Genomic DNA, 16503 nt, shown 5'->3' with positions numbered 1-16503 from the left:
GTCTACCTTCCCGTTACTTCTTGATTGGTTTACGTGGACCTTTACGCGTACGCGCATTGGTCTTAGTACGTTGCCCACGAAGAGGCAGGCTACGACGATGGCGGAGACCACGATAGCAACCAAGGTCCATCAGACGCTTGATGTTCATGGAAATCTCACGACGTAAGTCACCTTCTACTAAGTATTTGGCAACTTCTTCGCGTAGGGTGTCGATTTGAGCTTCGCTCAATTCCTTGATCTTAGCAGTTTCAGCGATTGACGTAGCTGCGCAGATTGCTCTAGCGCGAGTACGGCCGATGCCGAAAATTGCAGTCAATGCGATGACTGTATGCTTTTGATCAGGAATGTTAATGCCAGCGATACGGGCCACTATGCACTCCTTAAGTTAAAGGCCAACTGCGAAAAGCCCGAAAGGATACTCGACAGTTGACAGATTTGCAAACAATATTTTGTTCAGCCCAAAACTGGGCTGAACAATCTTTCAATTAGCCTTGACGCTGTTTGTGTTTTGGTTCAACACAGATAACGCGTACAACGCCACTACGCTTGACGATCTTGCAGTTACGGCAGATCTTCTTCACGGAAGCTCGAACTTTCATTTCATCACTCCGTAAAGCTACTTAGCGACCAAAGCGATCTAAGTTCGCTTTGTTTACTAGGTTAGCTTTCTTCATCACAGACTCATACTGATGTGACATCATATGGGTCTGAACCTGAGCCATGAAGTCCATGATTACGACTACCATAATTAGTAGTGAAGTACCGCCAAAATAGAACTGTACTTTCCACGCAATTAACATGAACTCCGGAATTAAACAGATAAAGGTAATGTATAACGCGCCAGCTAATGTCAAGCGAGTCATTACTTTATCAATGTAACGCGAAGTCTGTTCTCCAGGACGGATCCCAGGGATGAATGCACCACTCTTCTTCAGGTTGTCTGCTGTTTCACGTGGGTTAAATACCAACGCAGTATAGAAGAAACAGAAGAAGATAATCGCTGCTGCATACAATAATGAGTAAAGCGGTTGTCCAGGTGACACGGCCAGTGAAAAATCACTTAACCATGACATAGACTCATTTTGACCAAACCACTGAGCCAGTGTGCCTGGGAACAAAATGATGCTTGACGCAAAAATTGGAGGAATTACACCCGCCATGTTTATTTTCAGCGGCAAGTGAGTAGATTGCGCAGCGAACACCTTGCGGCCTTGCTGGCGCTTAGCGTAGTTAACAACGATACGACGTTGACCACGTTCTACAAACACCACGAAATAAGTCACAGCAAAAATAATTACCGCGAGCAACAACAATACTAACACATTCAGGTCACCTTGACGCGCCTGCTCAGCCGTTTGGCCGATAGCGGAAGGTAATCCAGCAACAATACCTGCGAAAATTAAAATCGAGATACCGTTACCTATACCTCGTTCGGTAATTTGCTCACCTAGCCACATCAGGAACATAGTTCCTGTTACTAAGCTCACAACCGCAACAAAGTAGAAACCGAATCCAATGTTGACCACAAGGCCTGGGACTAAGTTTGGTAACCCTGTTGCAATACCGATCGACTGGAATGTACCCAGCACCAACGTACCCCAACGTGTGTACTGACTGATTTTTTTACGTCCAGATTCGCCTTCTTTTTTCAATTCAGCGAGTGCAGGATGCACCACAGTCAATAACTGCATGATAATCGATGCCGAAATGTACGGCATGATACCTAATGCAAAGATAGAAGCACGGGAAAGAGCACCACCCGAGAACATGTTAAACATGCCAAGGATGGTACCTTTTTGCTGAGCAAACAGCTCTGCTAATACAGCTGCGTCAATACCAGGAATTGGCACAAACGAACCGGCTCTAAAGACGATAATCGCACCAATCACGAACAGGAGGCGAGCTTTCAATTCAGAAAGTCCACCTTTCGCGCTTTTTAAATCAAGTCCTGGTTTTGCCATCGACGTATTATTCCTCGATCTTACCGCCAGCAGCTTCAATCGCTGCACGTGCACCTTTGGTTACCTTCAGACCTTTTACGGTCACTGGGCGCTCAATGGTACCTGAAAGAACGATTTTCGCAAACTGGATGTTGCGAGTAATAACGTTCGCATCTTTCAGAGCGTTTAAGTCGATAACATCACCGTTAACTTTAGCCAGTTCGAGTACACGAACTTCAGCTGTTACCATAGCGCGACGCGAGGTAAAACCAAATTTAGGTAAACGGATCTTAAGTGGCATTTGACCACCCTCGAAGCCTGGGCGTACACCGCCACCGCTACGAGATTTTTGGCCTTTATGACCACGACCAGCAGTTTTACCTAAGCCTGAACCCATACCACGGCCTACACGCTTTGGTGCATGCTTAGCGCCTGCAGCTGGAGATAGAGTATTTAAACGCATCTATTAATCCTCCACCTTAACCATGTAGTAGACCTTGTTGATCATACCGCGAACTGAAGGAGTATCTTCTAATTCAACAGTGTGACCAATGCGACGCAGACCAAGACCAGTTAAGGTCGCACGGTGCTTTGGTAAACGACCGATAGCACTTTTAGTCTGAGTAACTTTTACAGTTTTAGTTGCCATGGTGCATTACCCCCGAATTTCGTCAACATTCAGGCCACGCTTAGCTGCGATTTGCGAAGGTGACTTCATGTGCACCAGAGCATCTACAGTCGCGCGAACGATGTTGATCGGGTTAGTAGAACCGTATGCTTTTGACAGAACGTTATGAACGCCTGCTACTTCCAATACGGCACGCATTGCGCCACCGGCGATAATACCGGTACCCTGTGATGCTGGTTGCATGTATACACGTGAACCAGTATGGCGACCTTTAACTGGGTGATGCAGAGTGCCTGCATTCAACTCAACGGTCACCATGTTACGACGGGCTTTTTCCATAGCTTTTTGAATCGCTGCTGGAACTTCGCGCGCTTTACCATAGCCATAGCCGACCTTACCGTTACCATCACCCACTACTGTTAGTGCAGTGAAGCTAAAGATACGACCGCCCTTAACTACTTTAGAAACACGATTAACTGCAATTAATTTCTCTTGCAGATCGTCTTTTTGCTGAGCTTCTAATTTAGCCATTTTTATAACCCCTTAGAACTGGAGGCCAGCTTCACGAGCAGCATCTGCCAGAGCAGCTACACGACCGTGATACTTGAAACCAGAACGATCGAACGCAACAGCAGTTACGCCTTTCTCGATCGCGCGTTCAGCAATAAATTTACCTACTGCTTTAGCCGCGTCTACGTTACCGGTACTCTTCAGTTGCTCTTTAACCGCTTTTTCCACGGTTGAAGCAGCTGCCACCACCTGAGCTTCAGGATTGATCACCTGAGCATAAATGTGACGCGGTGTACGATGTACAACCAGACGGTTCACGCCCAGCTCTTGGATCTTCTTACGAGCGCGAATAGCGCGACGTAAGCGAGATGTTTTCTTATCCATATCGCGTTACCTACTTCTTCTTAGCCTCTTTACGGCGTACTTCTTCGTCGTCATAGCGAACACCCTTGCCTTTGTATGGCTCTGGTGGACGGTATCCGCGAATCTCAGCAGCGACTTGGCCAATTAACTGCTTATCAACGCCACGTAGGACGATGTCAGTTTGGCTTGGACACTCTGCAGTAACGCCTGCGGGCAGTTTGTGTACTAACGGATGAGAGAAACCTAAAGTCAGGTCAATGTCAGAACCGACGAGCTTCGCACGGTAACCAACGCCAACTAACTTTAACTTACGCTCAAAACCTTGAGATACACCAACAACCATGTTGTTTACTAATGCACGTGTGGTACCAGCCTGTGCCCAAGCGCCAACAGCGCCTTCAACAGGTAGGAACTTGATCACGCCATCTTCAATAACAACATTGACCGCATTGTTGATCACTCGAGTCAGACTTCCTTTCGCGCCTTTGACGGTCAGGGTCTGTTCGTTTAAGGTCACCTCTACGCCAGCTGGAATAGATACTGGTGCTTTTGCTACACGAGACATTCCTAGCTCCTTATGCTACGTAGCAGATAACCTCGCCACCCATGCCTGCAAGGCGGGCGGCACGATCAGTCATCAGGCCTTTAGAAGTGGACACAATTGCGACACCCAGTCCGCCCATCACTTTTGGTAACTCGTTTTTACCTTTGTAAATACGAAGACCAGGACGGCTTACGCGCTGGATAGTCTCAACGACTGGTTGGCCTTGGAAATACTTTAAAGTGATTTCCAGTTCAGGCTTGGCTTCATCTGCTACGGCGTAATCAGCGATGTAACCTTCTTCTTTAAGCAGTTTCGCAATAGCGACTTTCAGCTTAGCAGAAGGCATCTTCACAGATACTTTGTTAGCAGCTTGGCCGTTACGAATACGGGTTAACATATCCGCAATAGGATCTTGCATGCTCATATTAGCTTACTCCGTGACAAGTGCTTACCAGCTAGCCTTACGCAGGCCAGGAACTTCACCACGCATGGTTGCTTCACGTAACTTGATACGGCTTAAACCGAACTTACGCAGGAAACCATGTGGGCGACCAGTTTGATTACAACGATTGCGTTGACGCGATGCGCTGGAATCACGTGGTAGAGCTTGCAGCTTTAATACTGCATCCCAACGGTCTTCGTCAGAAGAAGCTGGACTTGCAATAATTGCTTTCAGAGCAGCGCGCTTTTCAGCGAACTTAGCTACGAGCTGTGCACGCTTTGCTTCACGTGCTTTCATTGATGTTTTTGCCATTACGCTACCCTTATTTCTTGAATGGGAAGTTAAAAGCGTCTAACAAAGCACGACCTTCTTCGTCAGAATTCGCAGAGGTAGTGATAACAATATCCATACCGCGAATTTTATCGATTTTATCGTAATCGATTTCTGGGAAAATGATCTGCTCACGCACGCCCATTGCGTAGTTACCACGGCCGTCGAACGCTTTAGCGCTCAGACCACGGAAGTCACGAATACGTGGGATTGCGATGTCAACTAAACGCTCTAAGAATTCCCACATACGCTCACCGCGCAGGGTCACTTTACAGCCAATAGGGTAGCCTTCACGGATTTTAAAACCAGCAACTGATTTACGAGCAACAGTCACTACTGGTTTTTGACCAGCGATTGCAGTCATGTCACGAACAGCATGTTCCATAACTTTTTTGTCTGCAACGGCTTCGCCAACACCCATGTTCAGGGTGATTTTCTCAATCCGAGGGACTTGCATGACACTGGTATAACCGAACTTTTTAGTCAGTTCAGCGACAACAGTCTCTTGATATTTATCATGCAGTTTCGCCATCGTTTACTCCAGTTACTTAACGAGTTCACTGTTCGATTTAAAGAAACGAACTTTTTTGCCGTCTTCAAATCGGAAACCAACACGATCCGCCTTGCCAGTGACAGGGTTAAAGATCGCAACATTTGATGCTTGAATCGGTGCTTCTTTCTCAACAATACCACCGGCTACACCCAGTTGTGGGTTTGGCTTTTGGTGTTTCTTGACAAGATTGATGCCTTCAACAATTAACTTACCAGTAGGTAATACTTGAGCAACTTTAGCGCGTTTGCCCTTGTCTTTACCTGCTAATACGATTACTTCGTCTTGACGACGGATTTTAGCTGCCATTTTGAAGCTCCTTACAGTACTTCTGGTGCCAGCGAGACAATCTTCATGAACTGCTCAGAGCGCAATTCACGTGTCACTGGTCCAAAGATACGAGTGCCAATCGGCTGCAGGTTGTTGTTCAGAAGAACTGCTGCATTCCGATCGAAGCGAATGACAGAACCGTCTGGACGACGTACGCCTTTCTTAGTACGGACTACCACCGCGTTATACACATCACCTTTCTTCGCTTTAGCGCGAGGAATTGCTTCTTTAACAGAAACCTTGATGATGTCGCCGATACCGGCATAACGACGATGAGAGCCACCCAAGACCTTAATACACTGAACTCTGCGTGCGCCGCTGTTACATGCGACGTCAAGAGTCGATTGCATTTGGATCATTTTAAGTGCTCCGCTATCGTTACTACACAATTCCCACAATTGGGACTATAAACACCATTTTTGCTTTGAATTTAGTCAAAAATGGCGCGCAAATATAACACCATAAATATGGAATGTATAGTATTAAAAAACAAACGGCCCCAAATACTGGAGCCGTTTACCTAAATACCTAATATAATTAGGCCTTTGATACTACTTCAACCAGAGTCCAAGATTTAGTCTTAGACAGAGGACGACATTCGCGGATCGCTACTACATCGCCTTCGTTGCACTGATTAGCTTCATCGTGTGCATGGATCTTAGTCGTACGCTTAATGTACTTCCCATAGATTGGGTGTTTCACTTGGCGTTCGATAGCTACAGTAATGGTTTTATCCATTTTGTTGCTTGTCACACGACCTTGCAAAGTACGGATTTTATCAGACATTATGCACCCGCCTTAGAAGTAATAATGGTCTTAACGCGCGCAATGTTACGGCGCACTAATTTCAGTTGATGAGTCTGAGTCAACTGACCAGTGGCGTGTTGCATACGCAGGTTGAACTGCTCACGCAGCAGACCAAGTAGTTCAGCGTTCAGTTCTTCAACGCTCTTTTCTCTTAGTTCGCTCGCTTTCATTACATCACCGTCTTAGTTACGAAGGTAGTCTTAATTGGAAGCTTGGCAGCAGCTAAAGCAAACGCTTCACGAGCGATCACTTCAGAAACACCATTCATCTCATAAAGAACCTTACCAGGTTGAATCTGACATACCCAGTATTCAACGTTACCTTTACCTTTACCCATACGCACTTCAAGAGGCTTAGAGGTAATTGGTTTGTCCGGGAAAACTCGAATCCAAATTTGTCCCTGACGCTTAATGTGACGTGTCATGGCACGACGTGCAGATTCGATCTGACGAGCAGTTAAACGACCACGGCCGACTGCTTTCAGACCAAAAGTACCAAAGCTAACTTCGGTACCGTTCGCTAGACCGCGGTTGCGGCCTTTGAACATCTTGCGAAACTTCATACGTTTAGGTTGCAGCATTGCCGGCTCTCCTATTTACCACGAGGCTTGCGCTTAGGTTGCTGCTGTTTCGGCTCTTCAATCTGTGGCAGCATTCCGTCCAGAACTTCACCTTTGAAGATCCAAACTTTAATACCAATCACACCGTATTGAGTGTGACTTTCAGAGGTTGAATAGTCGATATCAGCACGCAGTGTATGCAAAGGTACACGACCTTCACGGTACCACTCAGAGCGCGCAATCTCAGCACCGCCTAAACGGCCACTAACTTCAACTTTGATACCTTGAGCACCAATACGCATTGCGTTTTGTACTGCACGCTTCATAGCGCGACGGAACATAACACGACGCTCTAATTGCTGTGCAATTGAGTCAGCAACTAACTTGGCATCTAGCTCAGGTTTACGGATCTCAGCGATGTTAATTTGAGCAGGAGTGCCAGCCAGTTTTGAAACTGCAGCACGCAATACTTCAACGTCTTCACCTTTCTTACCGATCACAACGCCTGGACGGGCAGTGTGAATAGTAACGCGGATGCTTTTCGCTGGGCGTTCGATAACAATCTTAGATACTGATGCAGCTTGCAGTTTGTCTGCAAGATACTTACGCACTTCCCAGTCGCTGTTCAGGTTATTTGCATAATCTGACTTATCTGCGTACCAGGTAGAGATCCAAGGCTTGGTGATACCCAGACGGATACCATTAGGATGTACTTTCTGTCCCATTGCTCTCTCCTAGCGATCTGATACAACCACAGTGATGTGGCTGGTACGCTTCATGATACGATCAGCGCGGCCTTTAGCACGTGGCATGATACGCTTCATAGTTGGACCCTCGTCAACGAAGACGGCGCCTACTTTTAGCTCATCAATGTCAGCGCCTTCGTTGTGTTCGGCGTTTGCGATAGCTGAGTCAAGTACTTTTTTAACCAGTACGGCGGCTTTCTTTGGGCTGAAAGTCAGAATTTCGAGGGCCTTAGCAACAGGCAAACCACGAATTTGATCAGCAACTAGACGAGCCTTCTGCGCAGACGTACGGGCAAAACGATGTTTAGCTAAAACTTCCATCTTATTCCTCCCGTATTAACGCTTCTTCGCTTTCTTATCAGCAGCATGGCCGCGATAAGTGCGAGTTGGTGAGAATTCACCAAGTTTGTGGCCGATCATTTCGTCAGTTACGAACACAGGAACGTGCTGACGACCATTATGGACAGCGATGGTCAAACCAATCATATTTGGAATGATCATAGAGCGACGTGACCAAGTCTTAATAGGCTTCTTGTCACCTGCTTCCATCGCTTTCTCTACCTTCTTCAGCAAGTGCAGGTCAATGAAGGGACCTTTCTTGAGAGAACGTGGCATGGCGAATCCTCTTACTATTTATTACGACGACGTACGATGTACTTGTCAGTGCGCTTGTTACTACGAGTCTTATAACCCTTAGTTGGCACACCCCATGGAGTCACTGGGTGACGACCACCAGAAGTACGGCCTTCACCACCACCGTGTGGATGGTCTACCGGGTTCATTGCAACACCGCGAACTGTTGGGCGAACGCCTCTCCAGCGCTTAGCACCTGCTTTACCTAACTGGCGTAGCATGTGTTCGGCATTACCAACTTCACCAAATGTTGCGCGGCAATCAACTGGCACTTTGCGCATTTCGCCAGAGCGAAGACGTAAAGTGGCATATGCGCCATCACGAGCAACAACTTGTACATAAGCACCCGCTGAACGCGCGATCTGAGCACCTTTACCAGGCTTCATTTCTACAGCGTGCACAACAGAACCTACTGGAATGTTGCGCAGTGGCATTGCGTTACCGGTTTTGATTTCGGCTTCAACACCAGACTGGATCTTGTCGCCAGCTTGCATGCCTTTAGCAGCAAGGATGTAACGACGCTCACCATCCGCATACAGTACTAACGCGATGTGCGCAGTACGGTTTGGATCGTATTCCAGACGCTCAATTTTTGCAGGGATACCATCTTTATCGCGTTTGAAGTCGATTAAACGGTAGTGCTGCTTGTGACCGCCACCAACGTGACGAACAGTGATACGGCCAGTGTTGTTACGGCCACCACTTTTAGATTTTTTCGCCAACAGGCCAGCAAAAGGTTTACCCTTGTGCAGGTCAGAGTTCACCACTTTAACAACGTGGCGACGACCTGGAGAGGTTGGCTTACACTTAATAACTGCCATGATAATTCTCCTTTGCTTACTCAGCGCCGCCGACGAAATCGATGTCAGCACCAGCAGCTAAAGTCACGTAGGCTTTTTTCCAATCGCTACGACGGCCAGCACGGCCACCAGTACGTTTAGTTTTGCCTTTGCTCACTAAAGTGCGAACTGATTCGACTTCAACTTCAAATAGCTTAGCAACAGCAGCTTTGATTTCAGCTTTAGTTGCATCGATAGCTACGCGGAAAACAACAGTGTTGTGCTTCTCAGCATTCACAGTGCTCTTTTCAGAGATGTGAGGTGCAAGAATTACTTTTAGCAAACGTTCTTCGCGGATCATCATGCTAGCATCTCCTCGATTTGCTTAACTGCATCAGCAGTCACAAGCACTGTGTTGAACGCGATCAGACTTACTGGGTCTAGACCTGCAACGTCACGAACGTCAACCTTGTACAGGTTGCGAGCTGCTAAGAATAAATTCTCGTCAACTTCTGAAGTCACAATTAACACGTCTTCTAAGTTCATTGCTTTCAATTTAGCTTTCAGCTCTTTAGTTTTAGGAGCTTCAACGCTGAATGATTCAACAACAACCAGACGGTCTTGACGTACCAGCTCAGACAGAATGCTTTTCAGCGCGCCGCGGTACATCTTCTTGTTAACTTTTTGGCTGTGATCTTGAGTTTTAGCAGCGAAAGTTACGCCACCGCCACGCCAGATTGGGCCCTTAACACCACCCGCACGAGCGCGGCCAGTGCCTTTTTGGCGCCATGGCTTTTTGCCAGAGCCAGTTACTTCCGCACGAGTCTTTTGAGCACGAGTGCCCTGACGTGCGTTTGCAGCGTATGCTACAACTACCTGATGAACCAGTGCCTCGTTAAAGTCACGGCCGAAGGTAGTTTCGGAAACTTCAAGAGCGCTTTGCGCGTCTTTCAATACCAATTCCATTACTATCTCCTCAGACCTTAAGCTTTAACTGCAGGCTTGATGATCAGGTCGCCGTTAGTTGCGCCCGGAACAGCACCTTTAACCAGTAGCAGGTTACGTTCAACATCTACACGTACAACGTCTAGATTTTGAGTAGTAACACGCTCGGCACCCATGTGGCCTGACATTTTCTTGCCTTTAAATACGCGACCAGGCGTTTGGTTCTGACCGATAGAACCGTTCGAACGGTGCGACAAAGAGTTACCGTGAGTCATATCTTGAGTACGGAAGTTCCAACGCTTAACACCGCCTTGGAAGCCTTTACCTTTAGATTGACCAGTAACGTCAACTTTCGCTACATCAGCGAAGATACCTACATTTAGCTCAGCACCAACTTCAATGCCTTCGCCTTCACCGTCTGCCAGACGCAATTCCCACAGTCCACGACCGGCTTCAACACCGCTCTTGGCAAAGTGACCTGCTTCTGGTTTAGTGATGCGATTGGCTTTTTTGGTACCAGTAGTAACTTGAAGAGCACGGTAACCGTCAGTTTCTAAAGTTTTCACTTGAGTAACACGGTTGCCAGCAACTTCAATTACTGTAACAGGTATAGAAACACCATCTTCAGTGAAGATGCGAGTCATACCAACTTTACGACCAATAAGACCGATAGCCATCTCTCAAACCTCTTCTAAGGATCTCAATTAACCCAAGCTAATCTGTACGTCGACACCAGCCGCAAGATCTAAACGCATTAGCGCGTCTACAGTCTTTTCAGTTGGCTCTACGATGTCAACCAGGCGCTTGTGTGTACGTAATTCGTACTGGTCACGAGCATCTTTATTAACGTGCGGAGAGATCAAAACGGTATAACGCTCTTTGCGCGTTGGCAGTGGGATAGGACCACGTACCTGGGCGCCTGTACGCTTAGCAGTTTCAACGATTTCCGCTGTAGACTGATCAATTAAGCGATGATCAAATCCTTTTAAGCGGATACGGATTCTTTGGTTCTGCATTGACCAGAGCTCCTAAAATGGACACATAAAAAATCACCCTCTAGCTTCTTCCTTACAGGAAAAGCAGAGCGAGATGATTTAACCGTTCGACTCCCAATCGGAGCCGCTATGATAATGACAAGTTCATTGACTCATCATTTAATTCGCTAACCTAGGTTAACGAGGGGGCCATTATACTTATCTAAAATTAGATTTCAAGCCCGCTGTGTAAATAGTCATCAAAAAGACTATTCAACTTCAGAGTGGCGAGCATTTTACACAAATTTCAGAATAACACCAGCCCAAAATAAAAAAGGAAGCCGAAGCTTCCTTTTTCAGTACTATAACTAGTTCGCGATTAAGCGAAAATCTTAGCTACAACACCAGCGCCTACTGTACGGCCACCTTCACGGATTGCGAAGCGTAAACCTTCGTCCATCGCGATTGGGCAGATCAGAGTCACTTTCATCTTGATGTTGGTGACGACCACCTTCTTCTTTTGACAGAACGTATACTTCTGATTCAAAAGTAGTGTGTGGGTTGATTGAACCTGGCTTAGATAATACTTGACCACGTTCTACGTCATCACGCTTAGTACCACGTAACAGAATACCACAGTTCTCACCTGCACGACCTTCGTCAAGCAGCTTACGGAACATTTCAACACCAGTACAGGTTGTCTTAGTAGTTGCACGGATACCAACGATTTCTACTTCGTCACCAACACGTACGATACCACGCTCAACACGACCTGTTACTACTGTACCACGGCCAGAGATTGAGAATACGTCTTCGATTGGCATCAGGAATGGCTTATCGATATCACGCTCTGGTTCTGGAATGTAAGAATCCAGTGCAGCGGCTAATTCGATGATCTTCGCTTCCCACTCTGGCTCGCCTTCAAGGGCTTTCAAAGCAGAACCTTGGATAACTGGTAAGTCATCACCTGGGAAGTCGTATTCTGATAACAGTTCACGCACTTCCATTTCTACTAATTCTAACAGCTCAGCATCGTCAACCATGTCACATTTGTTCATGAATACGATGATGAATGGTACGCCTACTTGGCGAGACAGCAGGATGTGCTCACGAGTTTGTGGCATTGGACCGTCAGTAGAAGCTACTACCAGGATCGCGCCGTCCATCTGTGCAGCACCAGTGATCATGTTTTTAACATAGTCAGCGTGGCCTGGGCAGTCTACGTGTGCGTAGTGGCGAGTTGGTGTATCGTATTCGATGTGAGAGGTATTGATGGTAATACCGCGCTCACGCTCTTCTGGAGCGTTATCGATTTGAGAGAAGTCTTTAGCTTCACCACCGTAGGTCTTAGCCAGTACGTGAGAGATAGCTGCAGTCAGAGTGGTTTTACCATGGTCAACGTGACCGATGGTGCCCACGTTAACATGGGGCTTATTACGTTCAAATTTAGCTTTTGCCATGGTATTGCCTCAATCCAAGAGTCTTGGTGATGAAAACATACATATAGAAAAAATCCGATGCATATAAATGACATCGAACCGATTATTTAGGTATAGGAGCTTATTTTAGAAAGGCTGGTGCTGATAGGCAGATTCGAACTGCCGACCTCACCCTTACCAAGGGTGTGCTCTACCAACTGAGCCATATCAGCAACTAAATTTGGAGCGGGCAGCGGGAATCGAACCCGCGTTATCAGCTTGGAAGGCTGGAGTAATACCATTATACGATGCCCGCGCAACCTAACTAAGGCTACCTAACTACCTAGAAAATGGTGGAGGGAGAAGGATTCGAACCTTCGAAGGCGGAGCCGTCAGATTTACAGTCTGATCCCTTTGGCCACTCGGGAACCCCTCCAGTAAAATGGTGCCGGCACCAAGAGTCGAACTCGGGACCTACTGATTACAAGTCAGTTGCTCTACCAACTGAGCTATGCCGGCAAATCATTTCGGAACGGGATATTAGGTAAATGTGTGCCCAAGTGCAAGCAAAAATCGACGATTTGTTTAAAAAAAGCAATCAAATGATGCTTTTTTACACTTAAACCAAGGCTGTCGTGCAATTATTCTGCGAATACTCAAGCCTGACCAATAAACGGGGCATCGAGAATAGATTTTATATTGTCGATACTTAAGTCATGGTGTACTGTGCGATCCCTAAGCCGAGGAAAGCCAATGACGTCAAAAAATCCAATTCAAAAAGCACTCTATCTTGCCTTTGAGCGCGCGCAATGGTCTGTTTTACGGGACGCAGTGCCGATGACACTGAGTGAACAAGACTTGGAAAATTTGCGCGGTATTAATGAGAAGGTCTCCCTCTCAGAAGTGACCGACATTTACTTGCCACTCAGCCGGTTACTCAATCTCATCGTAAAATCGAAGCAACAACGTGGCTTAGTCTTAGATGAGTTTCTCGGCCAAAAACCCTCAAGTAGCCCTTATATCATTAGTATCGCCGGCAGCGTTGCCGTAGGCAAAAGTACCACAGCGCGTATTTTGCAAGCCTTGCTGCGCCACTGGCCTGAGCATCCTAAGGTCGATTTAGTCACTACCGATGGTTTTCTGTATCCTTTGGCTGACTTAAAGCGCAAGGGCCTGTTGCAGCGTAAAGGCTTTCCCGAAAGCTACGACATGAAGATGTTGGTCGAATTTATTTCGGCGGTAAAATCGGGGCAAGCCCATGTGAATGCGCCCATCTATTCCCACGTGACTTACGATCGTATTCGCGGCCAGCATCAAACGGTTTCTCAGCCCGATATTTTGATCTTAGAAGGACTCAATGTTCTGCAAACCGGCTTAGATTCACCGGTAGATATACGTCGTCCCTTCGTCTCCGACTTTGTCGACTTCTCCATTTACGTCGATGCCGAAGAGCACTTATTAAAGCAGTGGTATCAGGAGCGCTTTTTGCAATTCCGTAAAGGCGCCTTCAGTGATGAAAAGTCGTATTTCCATCACTACGCCAGCCTAACGGATGATGAGGCGAATGCGATTGCGGCGAAGATTTGGGACACAATTAACGGCCCCAATTTACAACTCAATATCCAGCCGACAAGAGAGCGGGCACATCTGATCCTGCAAAAAGGCCAGGATCACTTGATGTCCCACGTATTGTTACGCAAATAGCTATCTTGGCCTTAAACTGATTTCGCCGCCGATGTATGCCTGTGTGCCATCGGCGGTTTCAAGTAGTACTGCGCCCTGTTCGTCGACGCCCCGGCAAATACCCTCAACATGATTTTCACCCATGAGCAAACGGATCTCTTTGCCATAGAATAGATCAGCCGCTTGCCAACGCAGCTTGAATGCCGCTAACCCTTCACGTTCAAATAGTTGAATGTCTTTCTTCAGCTGCTTTTGCAGCGCAATCACGAGATCCGTTTTATTCGGCATAGTCGCTAAGGCGGATAAATCGCTCCAAGGCTGGTCGATACCTTTACCCTGATCTTCCGACATGGCCATGTTGACGCCAATACCAATGATCAATTGGCACTCGCTGTCAGCCTGACCTGACATTTCAATCAAAATCCCTGCAAGCTTTTTATAATTAAGGTAAATATCGTTTGGCCATTTCACGCCGATATTATCTATCCCAAAGGATTTCAATACCTCGACTAAACTACAAGCCACCACTAAGCTTAAGCCCATGGCCTGCGCCATACCCTGTGGGAATGACCAGAACTGCGAGAAATATAAATGATGCCCATAGGGAGAAACCCAAGTACGGCCGCGACGACCTCGCCCAGCCGACTGGTACTCCGCGACACACAGGTCGCCACTCTTAAGCTCACCCGTATGACTTAACATAAAGCCGTTGGTGCTTGGGATCTCATCAAAATAAAAGCAGCGATTATCAATTGACTGAATTAACCGCGTTGAGTCGATGAGGGAGATGGGGTTCGCTAGCTTGTAACCACGGCCTTTGACACTGTAAATTGCCACGCCATAGTCTTCCAAAGCATCCACATGCTTACTCACCGCCGCACGAGAAATACCCAGTTGTGTCGCCAGCTCTTCGCCTGAGACAAAATGTTCGCTCGATAGCAATCCCAATATTTCGCGTTTTCTCACCCAGTTATCAGACATCAAGACTCGTCTCCCCTGTTAATCCCATAATTCTTGGCTCGGCTTCGAGCTTAATGCCAAAAACCTCATTTACTCGCGCAATCACATGCAATGCTAATCGGCAAATATCTTGGCCGGTCGCATGGCCTAAATTCACTAATACAAGAGCTTGCTTCGCATGCACTCCCGCATTCCCGAGGGCAAAACCCTTAAGACCCGCATGCTCGATTAGCCAACCCGCAGCCAGTTTAACCTCTCCATTGGGTTGAGCATAACCGACGATACTCGGGAAACGCGCAGCAAGCTGCATATAAGTCGCCGCGCTTACGAGAGGATTCTTAAAGAAACTGCCTGCATTCCCTAGCACTTCTGGATTAGGTAGCTTTTCGCTCCTCACTTCACAGACCCGATCAAAAATCTCCCTTGGAGTCACTGTCTCAGCGGTAAATGGTTGCAACGGACCATAGGCCAATTTCGGTTGCCAAGCTTTAGGAAGGCGCAAACCAACGGCGGTAATCACAGCTTTGTCGCGTAAGCTGCCCTTAAATATCGACTCCCGATAGGCAAACTCACACTCATCGACTGTAAGCCTTAGCAAGTTACCAGACTCGAGTTCCAGATATTCGACCCAATCACAAATATCGCACAGCTCAACGCCATAGGCGCCGATATTTTGGATCGGAGCCGCACCAACGGTGCCAGGGATCAGCGCTAAGTTCTCAAGTCCTGGCATATTCTGATTTAAGCTGAACTGAACCAACTCATGCCAGTTCTCACCCGCCTCAACAGCAAGGTAAAAGTGAGTGTCATCTTCAGAGCAGAAAATGCCCTTAGACAAAACTCGCACTACAGTGCCATTAAAATCATCGGTGAATACGATATTACTGCCGCCACCGAGTACAAGCATAGGTCGCTTAGACTGATATAAGGATAAGCAGGTCGACTGTAGCTCTGCCTTGGAATGGACTTCAATCAAGGATAAGCAGGATTGCTCCACACCAAAAGTATTAAACGGCTTTAGCGAATATGGAAAAGACATGGTGATGTTCTGCCGCGACAAAAGCGACATTGTAAACGCTTCACCCTAGAATTGCAGCAAACTGAGGTCGATCAGTCAAAGCAGATAAGTAATGCAGCAAGATCTTGAACAAGAGTAAAAATAACAGTGGGAGTGGCAGTTAAGAACGCCAAATGCAAAAAAGCCAGCTTATTCAGCTGGCTTTCTGCTCTCTTATCGAGAAAATTAGGCGCTTGGCGATGACCTACTCTCACATGGGGAGACCCCACACTACCATCGGCGCGATTGCGTTTCACTTCTGAGTTCGGGATGGGATCAGGTGGGACCACAATGCTATTGTCACC

27 protein-coding genes, 4 tRNA genes, 1 rRNA gene and 1 pseudogene are annotated in these 16503 nt (G+C 47.0%); 1 reads left to right on the top strand and 32 read right to left on the bottom strand.

Annotation, left to right across the window (positions count from 1 at the left end; genetic code table 11):
- Positions 1-13: 13 nt before the first annotated feature.
- The 29 genes and pseudogenes from rpsM to B5P39_RS23325 form a co-directional block, all read right to left on the bottom strand.
- Positions 14-370: a 30S ribosomal protein S13 gene (gene rpsM / locus B5P39_RS23465; protein ID WP_011070630.1), complete on the bottom strand. Its 357-nt coding sequence runs from the start codon at positions 368-370 to the stop codon at positions 14-16.
- Between the two features lie 115 nt (positions 371-485).
- Positions 486-599 carry a 50S ribosomal protein L36 gene (gene rpmJ / locus B5P39_RS23460; protein WP_006083579.1) on the bottom strand — a complete coding sequence of 38 codons (114 nt, stop codon included), beginning with the start codon at positions 597-599 and terminating at the stop codon, positions 486-488.
- A gap of 21 nt (positions 600-620) precedes the next feature.
- Positions 621-1961, bottom strand: a complete 1341-nt coding sequence (gene secY, locus B5P39_RS23455; protein ID WP_011621032.1) for a preprotein translocase subunit SecY — start codon at positions 1959-1961, stop codon at positions 621-623.
- A gap of 7 nt (positions 1962-1968) precedes the next feature.
- Positions 1969-2403: a 50S ribosomal protein L15 gene (gene rplO / locus B5P39_RS23450; protein WP_011070628.1), complete on the bottom strand. Its 435-nt coding sequence runs from the start codon at positions 2401-2403 to the stop codon at positions 1969-1971.
- Positions 2404-2406: 3 nt separating this feature from the next.
- Positions 2407-2589, bottom strand: a complete 183-nt coding sequence (gene rpmD, locus B5P39_RS23445) for a 50S ribosomal protein L30 (RefSeq protein WP_007644440.1) — start codon at positions 2587-2589, stop codon at positions 2407-2409.
- Positions 2590-2595: 6 nt separating this feature from the next.
- Positions 2596-3099 carry a 30S ribosomal protein S5 gene (rpsE, locus tag B5P39_RS23440; RefSeq protein WP_007644438.1) on the bottom strand — a complete coding sequence of 168 codons (504 nt, stop codon included), beginning with the start codon at positions 3097-3099 and terminating at the stop codon, positions 2596-2598.
- A 12-nt stretch (positions 3100-3111) separates the two neighbouring features.
- The gene (gene rplR / locus B5P39_RS23435; protein ID WP_088213097.1) at positions 3112-3462 is read right to left on the bottom strand and encodes a 50S ribosomal protein L18; all 351 of its coding nucleotides are present in this window, start codon (positions 3460-3462) and stop codon (positions 3112-3114) included.
- Between the two features lie 10 nt (positions 3463-3472).
- Positions 3473-4006 carry a 50S ribosomal protein L6 gene (gene rplF / locus B5P39_RS23430; RefSeq protein WP_011715466.1) on the bottom strand — a complete coding sequence of 178 codons (534 nt, stop codon included), beginning with the start codon at positions 4004-4006 and terminating at the stop codon, positions 3473-3475.
- 10 nt (positions 4007-4016) lie between these two features.
- Positions 4017-4409, bottom strand: coding sequence for a 30S ribosomal protein S8 (rpsH, locus tag B5P39_RS23425; protein ID WP_007644434.1), 393 nt, complete (start codon positions 4407-4409; stop codon positions 4017-4019).
- A gap of 24 nt (positions 4410-4433) precedes the next feature.
- Complete coding sequence (gene rpsN, locus B5P39_RS23420; protein ID WP_011715465.1) at positions 4434-4739, bottom strand: 30S ribosomal protein S14; 306 nt, start codon at positions 4737-4739, stop codon at positions 4434-4436.
- Between the two features lie 10 nt (positions 4740-4749).
- Positions 4750-5289 (bottom strand): 50S ribosomal protein L5, encoded by a 540-nt coding sequence (gene rplE / locus B5P39_RS23415; protein WP_011715464.1) that lies wholly within the window; start codon positions 5287-5289, stop codon positions 4750-4752.
- Between the two features lie 12 nt (positions 5290-5301).
- Positions 5302-5616: a 50S ribosomal protein L24 gene (rplX, locus tag B5P39_RS23410; RefSeq protein ID WP_011070623.1), complete on the bottom strand. Its 315-nt coding sequence runs from the start codon at positions 5614-5616 to the stop codon at positions 5302-5304.
- 11 nt (positions 5617-5627) lie between these two features.
- On the bottom strand, positions 5628-5996 hold the full coding sequence (gene rplN, locus B5P39_RS23405; RefSeq protein WP_011715463.1) for a 50S ribosomal protein L14: 369 nt from the start codon (positions 5994-5996) through the stop codon (positions 5628-5630).
- A gap of 178 nt (positions 5997-6174) precedes the next feature.
- Positions 6175-6423 (bottom strand): 30S ribosomal protein S17, encoded by a 249-nt coding sequence (gene rpsQ / locus B5P39_RS23400; RefSeq protein ID WP_011070622.1) that lies wholly within the window; start codon positions 6421-6423, stop codon positions 6175-6177.
- On the bottom strand, positions 6423-6614 hold the full coding sequence (rpmC, locus tag B5P39_RS23395; protein WP_007644429.1) for a 50S ribosomal protein L29: 192 nt from the start codon (positions 6612-6614) through the stop codon (positions 6423-6425). The genes rpsQ and rpmC overlap by 1 nt, the downstream gene beginning before the upstream one ends.
- The gene (gene rplP / locus B5P39_RS23390; protein WP_006083593.1) at positions 6614-7024 is read right to left on the bottom strand and encodes a 50S ribosomal protein L16; all 411 of its coding nucleotides are present in this window, start codon (positions 7022-7024) and stop codon (positions 6614-6616) included. The genes rpmC and rplP overlap by 1 nt, the downstream gene beginning before the upstream one ends.
- An 11-nt stretch (positions 7025-7035) precedes the next feature.
- Entirely contained in the window at positions 7036-7728 is a 693-nt protein-coding gene (rpsC, locus tag B5P39_RS23385; protein ID WP_011070621.1) for a 30S ribosomal protein S3, read from the bottom strand.
- A 9-nt stretch (positions 7729-7737) separates the two neighbouring features.
- Positions 7738-8070, bottom strand: coding sequence for a 50S ribosomal protein L22 (rplV, locus tag B5P39_RS23380; RefSeq protein ID WP_006083595.1), 333 nt, complete (start codon positions 8068-8070; stop codon positions 7738-7740).
- A gap of 15 nt (positions 8071-8085) precedes the next feature.
- A complete protein-coding gene (gene rpsS / locus B5P39_RS23375) occupies positions 8086-8364 on the bottom strand; it encodes a 30S ribosomal protein S19 (RefSeq protein ID WP_006083596.1) in 279 nt (92 codons plus the stop codon).
- A gap of 14 nt (positions 8365-8378) precedes the next feature.
- Positions 8379-9203: a 50S ribosomal protein L2 gene (gene rplB, locus B5P39_RS23370; protein ID WP_011621028.1), complete on the bottom strand. Its 825-nt coding sequence runs from the start codon at positions 9201-9203 to the stop codon at positions 8379-8381.
- Between the two features lie 16 nt (positions 9204-9219).
- Positions 9220-9522: a 50S ribosomal protein L23 gene (gene rplW / locus B5P39_RS23365; protein WP_039977607.1), complete on the bottom strand. Its 303-nt coding sequence runs from the start codon at positions 9520-9522 to the stop codon at positions 9220-9222.
- Complete coding sequence (gene rplD, locus B5P39_RS23360) at positions 9522-10127, bottom strand: 50S ribosomal protein L4 (protein WP_011070618.1); 606 nt, start codon at positions 10125-10127, stop codon at positions 9522-9524. The genes rplW and rplD overlap by 1 nt, the downstream gene beginning before the upstream one ends.
- 17 nt (positions 10128-10144) lie before the next feature.
- The gene (gene rplC, locus B5P39_RS23355; RefSeq protein WP_011070617.1) at positions 10145-10783 is read right to left on the bottom strand and encodes a 50S ribosomal protein L3; all 639 of its coding nucleotides are present in this window, start codon (positions 10781-10783) and stop codon (positions 10145-10147) included.
- A 27-nt stretch (positions 10784-10810) separates the two neighbouring features.
- Complete coding sequence (gene rpsJ / locus B5P39_RS23350) at positions 10811-11122, bottom strand: 30S ribosomal protein S10 (RefSeq protein WP_011070616.1); 312 nt, start codon at positions 11120-11122, stop codon at positions 10811-10813.
- Between the two features lie 337 nt (positions 11123-11459).
- A pseudogene (tuf, locus tag B5P39_RS23345) lies at positions 11460-12540 on the bottom strand (elongation factor Tu).
- 115 nt (positions 12541-12655) lie between these two features.
- Positions 12656-12731 (bottom strand) — tRNA-Thr (locus B5P39_RS23340).
- Between the two features lie 9 nt (positions 12732-12740).
- Positions 12741-12814: transfer RNA gene (locus B5P39_RS23335), tRNA-Gly, on the bottom strand.
- Positions 12815-12849: 35 nt separating this feature from the next.
- Positions 12850-12934: transfer RNA gene (locus tag B5P39_RS23330), tRNA-Tyr, on the bottom strand.
- A 7-nt stretch (positions 12935-12941) separates the two neighbouring features.
- Positions 12942-13017 (bottom strand) — tRNA-Thr (locus tag B5P39_RS23325).
- A gap of 234 nt (positions 13018-13251) precedes the next feature.
- On the opposite strand from B5P39_RS23325, the gene coaA reads away from it, so the two are divergent.
- Positions 13252-14202, top strand: coding sequence for a type I pantothenate kinase (coaA, locus tag B5P39_RS23320; RefSeq protein WP_011715453.1), 951 nt, complete (start codon positions 13252-13254; stop codon positions 14200-14202).
- Here coaA and birA read toward each other — a convergent pair whose 3' ends face one another.
- The 3 genes from birA to rrf all read right to left on the bottom strand — a co-directional run.
- Positions 14203-15162: a bifunctional biotin--[acetyl-CoA-carboxylase] ligase/biotin operon repressor BirA gene (birA, locus tag B5P39_RS23315; protein WP_088213096.1), complete on the bottom strand. Its 960-nt coding sequence runs from the start codon at positions 15160-15162 to the stop codon at positions 14203-14205.
- Positions 15155-16180 carry a UDP-N-acetylmuramate dehydrogenase gene (gene murB, locus B5P39_RS23310; protein ID WP_088213102.1) on the bottom strand — a complete coding sequence of 342 codons (1026 nt, stop codon included), beginning with the start codon at positions 16178-16180 and terminating at the stop codon, positions 15155-15157. Before murB ends, birA begins: the two co-directional genes overlap by 8 nt.
- Before the next feature lie 210 nt (positions 16181-16390).
- A 5S ribosomal RNA gene (gene rrf, locus B5P39_RS23305) occupies positions 16391-16503 on the bottom strand; the annotation flags it as partial.

It is taken from the genome of Shewanella sp. Shew256, from assembly GCF_002196695.1.
Classification (GTDB): Bacteria; Pseudomonadota; Gammaproteobacteria; order Enterobacterales; family Shewanellaceae; genus Shewanella; species Shewanella mangrovisoli.
Note: the sequence above shows the minus strand (reverse complement) of the source record. Positions and strands in the feature narration are given on the sequence as shown.